The 14,144-nt window shown below is 72.9% G+C and carries 10 protein-coding genes and 1 tRNA gene; 7 read left to right on the forward strand and 4 right to left on the reverse strand.

What is annotated here, in order from left to right; genetic code table 11:
• The first annotated feature begins 19 nt into the window (after positions 1-19).
• A tRNA-Thr gene (locus ACFWSK_RS13470) sits at positions 20-93 on the forward strand.
• A 565-nt stretch (positions 94-658) separates the two neighbouring features.
• Positions 659-1,495 (forward strand): sulfurtransferase, encoded by an 837-nt coding sequence (locus ACFWSK_RS13475; RefSeq protein ID WP_383784396.1) that lies wholly within the window; start codon positions 659-661, stop codon positions 1,493-1,495.
• Positions 1,496-1,502: 7 nt separating this feature from the next.
• On the opposite strand, the gene ACFWSK_RS13480 is transcribed toward ACFWSK_RS13475, so the two are convergent.
• Together ACFWSK_RS13480 and ACFWSK_RS13485 are read right to left on the reverse strand one after the other, a co-directional pair.
• On the reverse strand, positions 1,503-3,995 hold the full coding sequence (locus tag ACFWSK_RS13480) for an FtsX-like permease family protein (RefSeq protein ID WP_383784399.1): 2,493 nt from the start codon (positions 3,993-3,995) through the stop codon (positions 1,503-1,505).
• On the reverse strand, positions 3,989-4,741 hold the full coding sequence (locus ACFWSK_RS13485) for an ABC transporter ATP-binding protein (protein WP_383784402.1): 753 nt from the start codon (positions 4,739-4,741) through the stop codon (positions 3,989-3,991). The genes ACFWSK_RS13480 and ACFWSK_RS13485 overlap by 7 nt, the downstream gene beginning before the upstream one ends.
• Before the next feature lie 149 nt (positions 4,742-4,890).
• Between ACFWSK_RS13485 and ACFWSK_RS13490 the strand changes: the two genes are divergently transcribed.
• Together ACFWSK_RS13490 and ACFWSK_RS13495 are read left to right on the forward strand one after the other, a co-directional pair.
• Positions 4,891-6,204: a sensor histidine kinase gene (locus ACFWSK_RS13490; protein WP_383784405.1), complete on the forward strand. Its 1,314-nt coding sequence runs from the start codon at positions 4,891-4,893 to the stop codon at positions 6,202-6,204.
• 13 nt (positions 6,205-6,217) lie between these two features.
• The gene (locus ACFWSK_RS13495; protein WP_383784407.1) at positions 6,218-6,862 is read left to right on the forward strand and encodes a response regulator; all 645 of its coding nucleotides are present in this window, start codon (positions 6,218-6,220) and stop codon (positions 6,860-6,862) included.
• A gap of 14 nt (positions 6,863-6,876) precedes the next feature.
• Here the strand turns inward: ACFWSK_RS13495 and ACFWSK_RS13500 are convergent, their stop codons facing one another.
• Together ACFWSK_RS13500 and ACFWSK_RS13505 are read right to left on the reverse strand one after the other, a co-directional pair.
• On the reverse strand, positions 6,877-7,563 hold the full coding sequence (locus tag ACFWSK_RS13500) for a phosphotransferase (RefSeq protein WP_383784409.1): 687 nt from the start codon (positions 7,561-7,563) through the stop codon (positions 6,877-6,879).
• A 300-nt stretch (positions 7,564-7,863) separates the two neighbouring features.
• On the reverse strand, positions 7,864-9,579 hold the full coding sequence (locus ACFWSK_RS13505) for a bifunctional 3'-5' exonuclease/DNA polymerase (RefSeq protein WP_383784411.1): 1,716 nt from the start codon (positions 9,577-9,579) through the stop codon (positions 7,864-7,866).
• An 86-nt stretch (positions 9,580-9,665) separates the two neighbouring features.
• Between ACFWSK_RS13505 and ACFWSK_RS13510 the strand changes: the two genes are divergently transcribed.
• From ACFWSK_RS13510 to ACFWSK_RS13520, 3 genes are all read left to right on the forward strand, one after another.
• On the forward strand, positions 9,666-10,577 hold the full coding sequence (locus ACFWSK_RS13510) for an NADP-dependent oxidoreductase (RefSeq protein ID WP_383784414.1): 912 nt from the start codon (positions 9,666-9,668) through the stop codon (positions 10,575-10,577).
• A gap of 76 nt (positions 10,578-10,653) precedes the next feature.
• Positions 10,654-11,835, forward strand: a complete 1,182-nt coding sequence (locus ACFWSK_RS13515; protein ID WP_383784416.1) for a DUF2786 domain-containing protein — start codon at positions 10,654-10,656, stop codon at positions 11,833-11,835.
• A 98-nt stretch (positions 11,836-11,933) separates the two neighbouring features.
• Positions 11,934-14,138, forward strand: coding sequence for an FUSC family protein (locus ACFWSK_RS13520; protein ID WP_383784418.1), 2,205 nt, complete (start codon positions 11,934-11,936; stop codon positions 14,136-14,138).
• Positions 14,139-14,144 lie beyond the last annotated feature (6 nt).

Here is a 14,144-nt window from a genome sequence, read left to right on the forward strand (position 1 = left end):
CCATAGTGCGACAGGGCGTGCCGCCTTAGCTCAGTTGGCCAGAGCAACGCACTCGTAATGCGTAGGTCTCGGGTTCGAATCCCGAAGGCGGCTCCGCGAAAGCCCCAGGACTCCTCACCGGGACCTGGGGCTTTTTCTTGTGCCCGGACGGTCCGAACGGGTCCGAACGGGGTCCGAACGGGGGTCCGAACGGGGGCGGCACGCCGATCTTCGCGCCCTCATCGCGCGAAGCCCGTGTGAAGTGGGGCACAGCAGAACTCGGCCAGGGGGTGGCTGAAAAGGTCGCACACACCATGCCTGATCAGCGCACTTCCATGGCGTGGACGCGTATAACTTTATGCCGCGCTCGCATATGAGTAAATTAGTGAATTCCGGGCGTCAAGTAATCTCCCTCGCATGGGAATTGATGCGCAGATCGCAGCCTTTTCGTACCCTTTCTTCGCCATGGTCACGGTGGTGCTCTCCGTGGCAATGTGGCACCCGGAACCGCAGGTCCGGGTGCGAGCGGAACGGCTCCTCGCGGTGATCTTCCGAGTCCGGTAACTGGACGAGTCCAGTACCCGGGCCGGAGTGCGGGGCCGCATGAGTCCCCGCCCGGGACCCATGTCCTTTCGAGAGATTTTGAGAGTGGGAGAGAAACGTGGGTGTGCGGGAGCCGGTGGGAATTCTTCCCGGTCCTCTGGTCGGTGCCGAGTGGCTCGGGGAGCGGCTCGGGGAGCCGGGCCTTGTGGTGCTCGATGCCTCCGTGGGCGCGGACCGGGGGGCGGAGCGGCGGATTCCGGGGGCTCGGGTCTTCGATATCGACGGAGCGATGTCCGACCACTCCGGGCCGTTGCCCCACACGATGCCCGGCGCGGACGTCTTCGCGCGGGAGATGCGGGCGCTGGGCGTCCACGACGCCGACACCGTGATCGTCTATGACGCCGTGGGAATCTACTCCAGTGCCCGGGCCTGGTGGATGCTGCGGGCGATGGGCTTCGACCGGGTCGCCGTGCTCGACGGCGGGCTGCCCGCCTGGTCGGCTGCCGGGCTGCCGCTGGAGAGCGGCGGGCCCGCGCCCGCCGTGCCGGAGGGCGACTTCACCGCCCGGCCGCGTGCCGGGTTCGTCGTCGGGAGCGGTGAGGTCGCGGCGGCTCTCGCCGATCCGGCGGCCGTCGTTCTCGACGCCCGTGCCCGGGGGCGGTTCTCGGGTACGGTCCCCGAGCCCCGGGCGGGGCTGCGGAGCGGCCATATGCCCGGTGCGGTGAATCTGCCCTTCGTCGAGCTTCAGCGGGAAGGGCGGATGCTTCCGGTCGCGGAACTGCGAGCCGCCTTCGACGGGCTCGCGGGGGAGCGCGAGCGGCTGGTCTTCAGCTGCGGCTCCGGAGTCACCGCCTGCGTACTGGCGCTGGGCGCCGAACTGGCGGGGTATCGCGGACTGTCCGTGTACGACGGGTCCTGGAGCGAGTGGGGCCTGCCCTCGGAACGGCCCGTCGTGACCGGAGCGCAGGGCTGAGGGAGCGTCACTCGCGCATCCCGGCCAGTTCGACCGGCCGGGTGCGCAGGGCCGCCAGGGCCGGGAGGACGGCGGAGACCGTCGCCAGGGCGGCGCTCGCGGCCACGAGTGCGCCCACGGTGCCCCAGGGCACGATCACCGGAGAGCTCACGGCGAGCAGTTCCAGGGCGCCCTTGACGCCCAGGAGGTTCAGGGCGGCGACCGCGCCGCCGAGGACGGCGCCCACGGCCACGACCGCCAGGGCTTCGACGGCGACCAGACGCAGGACCTGCGGTTTCGTGGCGCCGGTGAGGCGGAGCACCGCGAGGTCACGGACCCGGTCCGAGGTGGCCATCACCAGGGTGCTGGCGAGGGCGATGCCCGTGTACAGCAGGGCGATTCCGAGGATCAGGAGCAGCCCCATGCGGGTGTTCTCGCTGGTGCGCGGGTAGTGCTCGGCCACCCAGGCGTCCTTCGTCAGGACCGGGGTGGCGGTTGCCCGGCCGGCCTCTTCCAGGAGGGCTGCGGTGGCCGGACGGTCCGCTCCGGAAAGGAGTTTGATGTCGATACGGTCGATCCCGGCGCCGGCCGCGTTCTTCGGTGTCACGTACACCCCGTTGGAGCCGGTGCCGACGCGCAGGACCGCGGCGATGCGAAGGGACACCTTGCGGCCGTCGCCGAGCCAGACGCTCACCCGCTGCCCGACGGTCCGGGTCTCCCACTCCTCGTTGACGACGATGGAGTCGTCGTCCAGGTCGGTGATGCGGCCGGAGACGACGGGGAGGCGGGCGACCCGGGAGAGGGCGGACGGGTCGACGGCCCTGGCGTCGGAGCGGATGAGCGCGGTGCCCTCTTCGAGGACGGTGACGGCGGTCGAGCGGGAGGCGCTGGTGATCACACCCGGGACTTCCTGAGCCCGGGTCAGGAAGCGCGGGTCCAGGGTGCGTCCCTCGTCGGCCGCCGTCACCCAGTCCGCGCCGGTCTGCGCCGCCGCTTCGGTGGCCTTGGCCCCGTTGATAGTGGCCACGGTGCCCAGCAGCGAGACGGCCAGGGCGACGGTGATGAGGACCGGCGCGGCGACGGCCGCGGTGCGGCGCACCGAAGTGGAGGCGTTCTGCCGGGCCAGCAGACCAGTGGCGCCGGGGAGTTGCGCGGGCAGCCAGGTCAGCAGGCGGGTCAGCGGGCGTACCAGCAGCGGGGCGAAGAGCGCGAAGCCGACGATCAGCCACATGGGCTGGAGGACGTACGTCTTCCGTTTCAGTATGTCCCCCGGATCGGTGAACAGGGCCCAGGCCAGCAGCCCCAGGCCGGTCAGCAGGACGGCGGAGCCCACCAGGAGACGGCTCGGCGGCATGGTCCGGCTGTCGACGGCGGACTCGCGGAGTGCCTCGGTGGGGCCGATCCGTCCCGCCCGGTGGGAGGAGACCACGACACCGGCCAGCGCGACGAAGAGTCCCGTCCAGAACGCGGCGTGCAGCGGCCATGTCACGTCACCGATGGCGAACCAGGACGGCGCGATTCCCGCACCGGTCATCCAGGAAGCGAGCCGGGGCGCAGCGGCGTCGCCGAGCAGGCAGCCCGCCGCGGAGGCGAGCACACCGATGACGGCTGCCTCGGCGACCACCATGCGCCGTACCTGACCGGGCGTGGCACCCGCCGTACGGAGCAGCCCGAACTCGCGCCGCCGCTGCGCCACCGTGAAGGAGAACGTCGACGCCACGACGAAGACCGAGACGAAGCCGGTGATGCCGGCCGCCGTGCCGAGCATCGCGTTGACTGCGACCAGTGCTTCGCTGTCCCGGTCGGGGTCGGGATCGGCCCTGCGCCGTTCGTCACCCGTGAGGACGGTCATGCCGGGGGCGCCCGCGACCAAGCGGCGTACGGCCGCGGGGTCGGCGTGCACCACGACCGCGTCGACCGGCGGCGAGATACGGGCCGCCTCGGCGTCGCCGAAGAACACGGCGTTCTCGAAGCCGGTGGGCGGCACGGTGCCGACGACGGTCCGTACGGTCACGTTCTCGGGGGTGTGCCGGGAGGCCGCGGCGAGCTCGACTCGCTCACCGACGCGGAAGCCGCCATGAGCATCCGTCGCCACGACGATCTCGTGGGGGGCTCGCGGGGCACGGCCCGAGGAGAGGCGGTAGGGAGTGGCGGCGGCGACCGACCAGGGGTGACCGACGAGGTCCTCGCCCCCGGAGACCATGCGGACGGGGAACGTCCGGTCCTGCGCCGTACGTCCCAGGGTGGCGAGCCGGGCGGCCAGTTCCGCGGGCACCGGCCGGGGGTCGGCCAGTCGCTGTGTGCGTTCCCCGATCGGTGTCGCGATCCGCAGGGTGTCGGACGCCCGCACCACGACCGGGGCCGCGGCGAACCGTTCCGGCTCGCGCTCCGGGGCGCTGAAGGTCGCCGCCAGCGCCATTCCCGTGGTGGCGATCAGCCCGACGCCCAGGGCCAGGGCGACGAACGAGCCGATGAACGTGACCCAGCGGGTCCGCATCGAGCGCAGGGCGAGGCTCAGCACGAGGCCACCGCCGCTGCGGTCATGCGCGCGGCGACCTGTTCGGCGGTCGGTTCGTACAGCTCGTCCCGTACCGATCCGTCGGCGAGGAACACCACGCGGTCCGCGTACGAGGCGGCCACCGGATCGTGCGTCACCATGATCACGGTCTGGCCCCGGTCGACCATGGAACGCAGCAGTGTCAGCACCTCCTTTCCGGTCTGCGAATCGAGCGCCCCGGTCGGCTCGTCACCGAACAGCACCTCCGGGCGGGTGACGAGGGCCCTGGCCAGGGCCACCCGCTGCTGCTGCCCGCCGGACAGTTCGGCGGGCCGGTGGCCGGCCCGGTCGGCGAGACCGACCTGCTCCAGCACGTCACGCACCTCGGACCGCTCGGGCCGTCGGCCCGCCAGCCGCAACGGGAGCGCCACGTTCTGCGCCGCCGTGAGGGAAGGCAGCAGATTGAACGCCTGGAAGACGAATCCGATGCGGTCGCGGCGCAGCAGAGTCAGCTTCCGCTCACTGAGCCCCGTCAGGTCCGTGTCCCCGAGGAACACCCGGCCGCCGGTCGGCCGGTCCAGACCCGCCGTGCACTGGAGCAGCGTCGACTTGCCGGAACCGGAGGGCCCCATGACGGCGGTGAAGGTTCCGCCGGGGATGGTGAGGCTGACGTCGTCCAGGGCGGTGACGGCGTCGGCGGACTTCCCGAAGGAGCGCGTCACCGAACTGAGCCGTACGGCGGGCGGGTCGGCGGCTGGTTGCTGATTCATGAGGACCACTCAACCGGCGGCGCGCGGCGCGCACATCGCAGCGAGGGGGAGTCCTGGAGGTGGAGGTGGCTCCACCTCCACTCAGCACCCGGCAGAAGGTGGAGCCAGCTGGGTGGCCGCCCCCGACCAGCACCTTCTACCGTGCGCTCATGCGCTCCCACAGCATCGGACAGGCTCTTCGAAGGCCCCGCTACCTCCTCGGCGGCTGGCCGTGGCGTGCGGCCCTCTATCTGCTCAGCGGGGTGCCCGTCGGGCTCGCCGTCCTCGTCTGCGTACTGCTGCTGGCGGTCGTGGGCAGTGCGCTGACGCTCGTACTGATCGGCATTCCGCTCCTCCTGATGCTCGCGCTCACCGGCATCCCGGTGGCGGCGCTGGAGCGTCGGCGGCTGCGGCTCGTCGACCCCGGCCCGCTCGGTGATCCGCACCGCGACCCGGGCCGGACCGGACCGGACGCGTGGGTGCGGACCCGGCTCCGGGAGCGGGCCACCTGGCAGGAGCTCGGCTTCGCCATGCTGCTCGCCTGGGTGCTGTGGCCGTTGGAGGCGCTGGTGATCGGGACCGTGCTCGCGGTCTGCGGCGGGCTGCTCTCGACACCGGTCGTGATGGCCGTGGTCACCGGTGGCGACGAGGTGCGCGTACTGAAGCTCGGACTGGCCGAAACGTATCCCCAGGCGTGCGCCGCGGCGCTCCTCGGTGCCGTGCTGCTGGCCGCGTTCGCCTACCCGGTGGGGGTGGCGGCTGCGGCGAGGGGTGCGCTGACCCGGTGGATGCTGTCCTCGGGCGGCAGCGGAACGGACGCCAGGATCGTGGAGCTGGGGCGGTCGCGGATGCGGCTGGTGGACGCGTTCGAGGCGGAGCGCCGGAGGATCGAGCGCGACCTGCACGACGGCGCGCAGCAGCGGCTCGTCGCCCTGTCGATGACGCTGGGACTGGCCAGGCTGGAGAGCCCGGCCGAGCCGCTGGGCGGTCTGCTCGCCACGGCCCACGACGAGGCCCGGGCGGCGCTGGTCGAGATCAGGGAACTGATCCAGGGAATCCATCCCCAGGTACTCACCGACCGAGGTCTTCAGGCAGCGGTCGAGGACCTCGCGGACCGGTCGGCGGTGCCGGTCGACGTGGAGTTCGCACTGCCGGGCCGGCTGCCCGAACACGTGGAGACGGCCGTGTACTTCGCGGTCTGCGAGGCGCTCGCCAACATGGCCAAGCACAGCGGGGCGAGCCGGGCCGAAGTGAACGGCCGGGTGGAAGCGGGGTCGTTGGTGGTCGAGGTCCGGGACGACGGGGCGGGCGGCGCGGACACGGCCGGTGGCACCGGGCTCCAGGGGGTGGCCGACCGTGTCTCCGTGCTGGACGGCCACCTGCTACTGTCCAGCCCGCCCGGAGGGCCGACCGTCTTCCGGCTGGACGTTCCCGTGCACGCCCTGGGCGCGGGCGCCATGTCCCGTACGCCCGCCGCCCCATGACGTTGAGGATCTGATGTTGCGCATCGTTCTGGCCGAGGACAGCGTGCTCCTGCGAGAGGGTCTCGTCGGTCTGCTGGAGCGGTTCGGCCACCAGGTCGTGGCGGGCGTCGGCACCGCCGGCGAACTGACCGCGGCGGTCGAGGAGCACGGGCCGGACATCGTCGTGACCGATGTGCGGATGCCGCCCGGATTCTCCGACGAGGGGCTGCGGGCGGCCGTCGCCCTGCGCGAGGCCCGGCCGCGGCTGCCCGTCCTCGTCCTGAGTCAGTACGTCCAGCGGGCCTACGCGGAGGAGTTGCTGGACTCCTCCGACGGTACGGGCGTCGGCTACCTCCTCAAGGAGCGGATCGGCAACGTGGAGGAGTTCGTCGACGCGCTCCGGCGGGTCGCCGACGGCGCCACCGTGGTCGACCCGGAGGTCGTACGCCAACTGCTCAGGCACCGCCGCGATCCGCTGTCCCGGCTCACCGCACGTGAGCAGGAGGTGCTGGCGCTGATGGCCGAGGGCCGTTCGAACGCCTCGGTGGCACAGGCGATGTCGGTCAGTGAGGGCACGGTCAGCAAGCACTTCGGCTCGATCCTGACGAAGCTCGACCTCTCGCTGACGGACGGGACGAACCGCCGGGTGCTGGCCGTACTGGCCTATCTGCGGGGGTAGCCGCGAGGCGCGGTTCAGCCCGCCGCCGTGGCAGCGACCAGCTCCGCCGCCTCGTCGAGTACCGCCAGCTCCCGCTCGGTCTGGAACGGGTCCGCGGTCCGGAGCGTCCTGGCCCGGGCGAGGGCGTCGGCGGGTACGCCGCCGTCCTCGGCGAGCCGGTGCAGCAGCTCTGCGAGCAGAGCCCGGACGGCGGCTCCCGCCGGGAACGTAGGGCCGAGCGAGACCTGGGCCAGGATCAGGCACGACATGGCCCGGTCCAGCGCCGGCGGGCCTTCTGAGGCATTGCTCCAGTCGATCACCATCGGCCCGTGGGGCGTCAGCATCACGTTCTCCGGATGCAGATCGAGATGGATGATCCGGTCGTCAGGGTCGTGGGAGAGCCGGGGCGGGATCGTGTGCAGTTCGCGCAGGAGCCGCGCCAGCATCTCGGCGCCCTCCGGGCCGCTGAGCGTGCCCGCGAGCAGGGCCTCGGCCATGGTCGGGCCGGTCAGCCGTTGCAGCACCAGATCGGAGACCGGCATCGTGGGACCGGCGGGCGGGCCTATGCGCGGGACCGGGAACCCGGTGGCGGCGAGGTAGGCCATGACGGCCAGTTCCGGCGTGGCGTCGGTGCCGTCGCGGTGGCGGCGCAGGACCCAGGACTCGTCGATCGCGTACACATCGGCGGTGCGTCCTGAGCCCAGCGGTTGGCCTGTGTGCATGAGGGGAACCTACCCGGGCCACCGCCCGAGGGGGAGTCACCAGCGCATGTGGACGTCCTCGGCCCAGCCCATCAGCCGTTCTCCCGTCCGCGCGGTCAGCCGTGTGGGCGGGGCCCTCTGCCCCACCCTCCGGCCAACGCATCCGGGTTCGGCGAGTCCGCGGCCGGTCGTGCCGGCCTTCAACTCCGGCGACCAGGCGTCGGCCGCCACGTGGTCCTAGCCCGCTGACCAGCGAGCAGCTCACCGCACTGGTGACCAGCGCGGAGTGGCTGAAGCTCCAGAAGTGACCCCACCCGGGCCTCACTTGGCGTCGGAGTAGCGCTCGACGACGGCCGTCGTGAACGGAAACCGCACCGGTGTCTCCCCGAAGGCGGTCCGCCCGGCCAGTTCCCCGGCCGCGCGGATCGCCTCCACCACGGTCTCGGCCTCCTCGGCCGGGCAGTGCACGATCACTTCGTCGTGCTGGAAGAAGACCAGCTCGGCCCGCAGCTGTCCGGCGGCGAGCGTCCGCCGCAGTGCGGCCAGGAGCAGCAGCGCCCAGTCGGCGGCGCTGCCCTGAACCACGAAGTTCCGCGTGAAACGGCCCCGCGCGCGAGCGTTCGACGAGGCGTATCCCGGAGTGAATTCGGTGTCTCCCGAGCCCTCTGAACCGCCCTCGCCCCGCACCTCCGCTGCCTCCTGCGGAATGCCCGCCTCCTCGTCCTCCCCCGCCCCGGCGGCCGGTGGGCTCGTCCGGCCCAGCCAGGTCCGTACGAGCCGGCCCTCCTCACCGGCCTTCGCCGCATCGTCGACGTACGCGACGGCCTGTGGGAACCTCCGGCGCAGTGCCGCCAGGTTCTTCAGCCCGTCGCCGGACGTCTGGCCGTAGATCGCGCCGAGCAGGGCGATCTTCGCGTGGTCGCGGTCGCCGTGGAAGGCCCGGTCGGACAGGGCCTTGTAGAGGTCGCCGTCGTGCCCGGCCACCTCCATCAGCCCCCGGTCGCGGGAGATCGCGGCCAGGACGCGCGGTTCCATCTGGTTCGCGTCGGCGACGACCAGCCGCCAGCCCTCGTCCGCGACGACGGCCTGCCGTATGACCTTGGGGATCTGCAGGGCGCCGCCGCCGTTCGTCGTCCACCGGCCGCTGACCGTGCCACCCGGCTGGTACTCCGGTCGGAAGCGGCCGTCACGGACCCAGTCCTGGAGCCAGCTCCAGCCGTGCGCCGTCCAGATCCGGTACAGCTTCTTGTACGCGATCAGCGGCTCCACGGCCGCGTGGTCCAGCTCCTCCAGCTCCCAGCGCCGGGTCGACCTGGCCTTGATCCCGGCCTGCGCGAACGCCTTCAGCACATCGTTCGGCAGGTCGGGGCGCACGCGTCTGCCGAAGGCAGCCGAGACCTCGTCCGCGAGCTCGGCCAGCCGGCGGGGCTCCCCGCCGCCCGCGTACCGCTCGCCCAGCAGCTCGTGCAGCAGGTCCCTGTGCACATCCGCCCGCCAGGGCAGACCCGCCCGGTTCATCTCCGTGGCGACGAGCATTCCGGCCGACTCGGACGCGGTGAGCAGCCGCATGCGGCCCGGATGCGCCGCCGCGTCATGCCGGCGCATCTGTTCGGCATAGACGGCGAGGAGCGCGTCGAAGGGCACGTCCGTCCCCGACCGCGGCTCGAAGAGGGAGGACTGCGATCCGGGCTCGGCGGACCGGGGCGGCGGATCGGGAGGCACGGCGGTGTGGTGCAGGCGGGCGAAGGCAGCGGCCGCGGAGCGGGGCTCCCCGAGGCGCCCCTCGTGCCCGAGCAGCAGCAGCTCGGCGCACTCCACGTCGTAACAGCGCTCGACCCGGACCCCGGCCGCGAGCAGTCGTGGATAGATCTCGGCGGTCGACCGCCAGACCCAGCGCAGCACGTCGGGCCGTGACCGGACGGCCTCCACGAGGTCGGGTTCGGCGAGGACGGGACCGGCGGGCAGCCCGTCCCGGTCAAGCGGTGCGAGCAGTGCACCGCCGCCCTCTGCCGAGGCCAGAGCCCAACGTTCGGTCATGGACCGAGTCTGGCACCCGCCACTGACAACGGCCCGGACGGCGGCTCCGGGTCGCAGGACCGAATCGGGGCCGTGAGGATCGACGCATGGAAGCGATCGTGTACGAGCGGTTCGGCGGCCCCGAGGTGCTGCACCTGGCCCAGGTGGACGAGGTGCACCCGGGACCCGGCCAGGTCCGAGTGAAGGTCAGGGCGGCCGGGGTGAACCCGATCGACTACAAGATCCGGCGCGGCTGGATGGAACAGGTCTTCACCACACCTCTGCCCGCGACTCCCGGCAGCGATGTCGCGGGGGTGGTCGACGAGATCGGCGAGGGCGTCACGGCCTTCGTACCCGGCGACGAGGTGCTCGGCACGAGTGCCACCGGTTCGTACGCCACCCACGCGCTGGCGGACGTACGGGCCCTCACCCGCAAGCCGCCGGATCTGAGCTGGGAGGCCGCGGCCGCGCTGCCGGTCGCCTCCGGGACGGCCTCCCGCGTGCTGGACGAACTCGCGGTGACGGAGGGGGACACGCTGCTGCTGCACGGGGCAGCCGGAGCGGTGGGCTCCGCGGCGGTGCAGCTGGCGGCGGCGCGGGGCGCCACGGTCATCGGCACCGCGTCCCCGGCCAATCACGACTACCTGCGCGTCCTCGGCGCGGTCCCGGTGGCGTACGGGGACGGTCTGGTCGACCGGGTCCACCAAGTGGCCCCGCAGGGGGTGGACGCGGTCTTCGACGCCTCGGGCCGGGGAGCGCTGCCGGACTCCATCGAGCTGCGCGGCGGCACGGACCGGATCGTCACCATCGCGGACGCGGACGCCGCGAGGCTGGGGGTGGCGTTTTCCTCCGGTGCGGGCGCCGTTCCGGGCGAGCACCTCGCGGAGAGCGCTCGCCTGGCGGCGGTGGGGGAGCTGCGGGTGCCGGTGGCGCAGACGTTCGCGCTGTCCGACGCGGCGAAGGCACACGAGGCGAGCGAGACGGGGCACGTGCGGGGGAAGCTGGTGCTGGTGCCGTGAGGGCGCCCACCCCGCCACCGCGCCCACCCCGCCACCGCCCCGTTCCCATTCCCGCGCCCCCACCTACCCTGACCTCATGGAACCGGTGATCGACCAGGCATTCGCAGCAGCCCTGTACGCGCACGACGACACGGGCCTCGACACCGGTGCCTCCCTCCTCGCCGCGGCCCCCGCCGCCGACGACGAGGTGCACGCCCGCGGCGAGGAGTTCGTCCGGCGCGCCTGGGCCCGCGGCTGGCAGCCCGCCGATGTCGTCCGGATCGTCCGGCGGGAGCTGGACGAGAGCGGAGCCGAGCTCGCGGCCGCCCTGATCACGGCCGAGACCGCCAGGTACCCGTACCTCCCGCCACGCTGGGCCGACCAGCTCGCCGCGCTGCCCGCCCCCGCTCCCAGGAACCGGCCCGACCGCTTCTCGTACGCCTGCGCCCTCATCGGCCTGTACCGCCTGCTGCTCGGCCTCCCCGCCATCGAGCCCGTCGGCCCCGCCCCCGGGACCGCGGCCGACCGTCTCCACCAGCCGCCCGCCCACGGCGAATCCCGCATGCTCACGCGGATTCGCGCCCTCCTCGCGAAGGCGGAAGGCACCGGTTTCCCGGAGGAGGCCGAGGCCCTCACCACCAAGGCGCAGGAGCTGATGGCCCGGCACAGCATCGACGAGGCACTGATCGCCGCCCGTACCCACAGCGACGAGACGCCGGGCGCCTGCCGGATCGGGGTCGATGCCCCGTACGAGACGGCGAAGGCGATCCTGCTCGACGCCGTCGCCTCCGCGAACCGCTGCCAGGCCGTGTGGAACAGCGAGGCCGGCTTCACGACAGTCGTCGGCTTCGAACCCGACCTGGAGGCCGTGGAACTGCTCTTCACCTCCCTGCTCGTGCAGGGCACGGCCGCGATGACGAAGGCCGAGGCCGGCCAGCGAGCCGGCGGGCGCAAGCGGACCAAGACCTTCCGGCAGTCCTTCCTGATGGCGTACGCCCAGCGGCTCGGCAGCCGCCTCGCATCCGACACCGCCCGGGTCACCGCGGCGGCAGACGCGGGCGACGGCACCGGGGACGGAACGGAACACGCCGCTCCCGGCAGTCTGCTGCCGGTCCTGGCCGCCAGGGACGTCGCGGTCACCGACACCGCCGAGCGGATGTTCCCGAAGACGACCACCACCCGGGTGCGCGGCGCCACGGACATCGACGGATGGACCCACGGCACGGCCGCCGCGGACCGGGCCCGGATGGGAAGAAGCGGACCGGGAATCGACCGCTGAACAAGGGCCGGAATTGACCGGTGGGCGGCGTATCAGCCGGTAGGAGCTGGTCCTCCGCTCAAGTCGGCCTTGTCGGGTATTGCGGCTAGGCTCGGCCCATGAGCTGGCTCCGGGCGCTGAAGGAGACCGCCCGCTCGGGGCTGACGTTCGAGCGGCGGCGCCTCGAACCGCTCATCGCGATCCGCGGGGCCGCCGGTCTCGCCCTCGTCCTCGGCACGAGCCTGGCCCTCTTCGGGCCCGTGATCGCAGCCAGCTCCGCGTTCGGCGCGTACCAGGCGGCGATCGCCACCTTCCAGCGCAGCTGGCGGCCGAGACCCGTCCTCGCCCTGGTCTCCGGTGCCAGCCTGGCCGTCTCGACGTTCATCGGCTACCTCACCGTCTCGCACACCGCCCTGTTCGTCGCCGTGCTCGTGCTCTGGACGTTCGTGTCCGGCCTGGCCTGGGCGGCCGGGCCGACCGGCGGCATCATCGCCTCGTCCAACGTCGCGATCATGCTGGTGACGGTCACCCTGCCCGCCTCCGTCGCCGAAGCGGCCGTCCACGCGGCGATGATCGCGGTCGGCGGCGTGGTCCAGGCCGCGCTGATCGTCCTGTTCCCGGTACGCAGATGGGGCGCCCAGCGGGACGCGCTCGCGGACGCTCTCGCCGGCGTGGGCGACTACGCCCGACGGCTTCGCCACGACCCGCTCGCCGACTTCGACCCGGTCCTGATGATGACCGCCCGCAGCGCGGCCGCCGTCACCCCCCGGCAGGCCCGGCGCAGGCCCGCCGAACTGCACGGGGCCCGCGGGGTCGCCGAACGGATCAGGCCCGTCCTCGCCTCGCTCGCGGACCCGGCGCTGGGCGTCCCGGCGGAAGGGCCGGAACGCGACCGGGCCCGCGAACTGCTCGGCGCCGCCGCGTCCGTGCTCGACGCGGCGGCCCGCGCGATCCGGCACGGCGACCCGGTGCGGCTCCCCGCACCCGCCCTCGCGGCGCTCCGGACCCCGGACACCGAGGTGATCTTCGCCGGCCCGCCGCGCCGCGCCGCCGACCGGCTCACCGCGCTGCTCGACGACGTCATCGAGATCGCCGAGGGCGGCGGTACGGGTGACGGGGACACCGCCGTCACGGACGCCCCGCACCGCCGCCGCCCCACGCTGCTGCGGCTGGTCCCGGTCGTGCTGACGACGATGCGTGGCGAGGTGCGGCGCGGTTCACCCGTCCTGCGCCACGCCATCCGGGTCTCGGCGGTCGTGGCGGCGAGCTATCTGGTGGGCGTGGCCCTGCCGTTCGGCCATGGCTACTGGGCACCGATGGTCGCCGTCATGGTGATGCGCCCGGACTTCTCGCAGACGTACTCCCGTTCCGTGGCCCGCTTCGGCGGCACCGTCGTCGGGGTCGCGCTCGCCGGCGTCATCGTGCAGACCGCCCGCCCGGACACCACACTCCTGGCCGCCCTGTCGGTGGTCTGCGCCCTGCTGATGTACCTCCTGATGCGGACCGGCTACGTGATCAGCCAGATCTGCGTCTCCGCCTACGTCGTCTTCCTGCTGGGCATGGCGGGCGACGACTGGTCCCAGACCGTCACCGAACGCGTCGGCCTGACCTTCGCGGGCGGCATCCTCGCGATGGTCTCGTACGCCCTCTACCCGGCCTGGGAGACGCCCCGGCTGCGCAACCGCCTCGCCGACTGGCTGGTCTCGGACGGGCGGTACGCGGCCACCGTCGTGGACCAGTACGCCGATCCGTCGGCCCGGAGCAACGAGGACGTACGCGCGGCCCTGCTGGCGACCCGGGAGGCCCGGGTCGCCTGGCAGGAGGCGCTGGCGACGGCCCAGCACGAGCCCGTACGCCACCGGGGCATCTCCCGGGCGGCCGCCGACGACGCCCAGCACGCCCTGGGGCGGCTCGGCCGGGTCGCGATGGTGCTTGAGGCGCATCTGCCGGCGGGTTCGGCCGCCCCCGTACCGGGTGCCGCCGAACTGGCCGCCGCCCTGCGGAAGGCCACCGAGAAGGGCGCGAAGGCGGTGCGGGAGCGTCGCGTACCGGAGTGGGAAGCGGTACGCGAAACGGTGGCGCACTGGGACACCGAGGAATCCGGCTCGCACGTCGTGAACGCCTTCACGGGCTCCCCCACGGAGGCCACCGAGGAGGCCGTCCCGGAGATCCCCGTCCCGGTCCCCGACCCCGTCGTGCGCGAGGGCGCCGGCCTGCTCCTCGAAGCGCTGGAGGAGTTCTCCCGGAGCCTGGACACCGGGGAGAGGGGCGGCAGCGGCGCCGACGACCGTCGTACTCCGGGCCGCCGGGCAGCCGATCGCTAGGGCAGA

The organism is Streptomyces sp. NPDC058620, assembly GCF_042717135.1.
In the GTDB taxonomy this organism is placed as follows: domain Bacteria; phylum Actinomycetota; class Actinomycetes; order Streptomycetales; family Streptomycetaceae; genus Streptomyces.

What these genes read in the sequence shown, in the direction of transcription:
- ACFWSK_RS13515 (WP_383784416.1), top strand. Translation starts at nt 10,654, where the DNA reads ATGGAACCGGTGATCGACCAGGCATTCGCAGCAGCCCTGTACGCGCAC.
- ACFWSK_RS13485 (WP_383784402.1), bottom strand. Translation starts at nt 4,741, where the DNA reads ATGAATCAGCAACCAGCCGCCGACCCGCCCGCCGTACGGCTCAGTTCG.
- ACFWSK_RS13505 (WP_383784411.1), bottom strand. Translation starts at nt 9,579, where the DNA reads ATGACCGAACGTTGGGCTCTGGCCTCGGCAGAGGGCGGCGGTGCACTG.
- ACFWSK_RS13500 (WP_383784409.1), bottom strand. Translation starts at nt 7,563, where the DNA reads ATGCACACAGGCCAACCGCTGGGCTCAGGACGCACCGCCGATGTGTAC.
- ACFWSK_RS13510 (WP_383784414.1), top strand. Translation starts at nt 9,666, where the DNA reads ATGGAAGCGATCGTGTACGAGCGGTTCGGCGGCCCCGAGGTGCTGCAC.
- ACFWSK_RS13520 (WP_383784418.1), top strand. Translation starts at nt 11,934, where the DNA reads ATGAGCTGGCTCCGGGCGCTGAAGGAGACCGCCCGCTCGGGGCTGACG.
- ACFWSK_RS13490 (WP_383784405.1), top strand. Translation starts at nt 4,891, where the DNA reads ATGCGCTCCCACAGCATCGGACAGGCTCTTCGAAGGCCCCGCTACCTC.
- ACFWSK_RS13495 (WP_383784407.1), top strand. Translation starts at nt 6,218, where the DNA reads ATGTTGCGCATCGTTCTGGCCGAGGACAGCGTGCTCCTGCGAGAGGGT.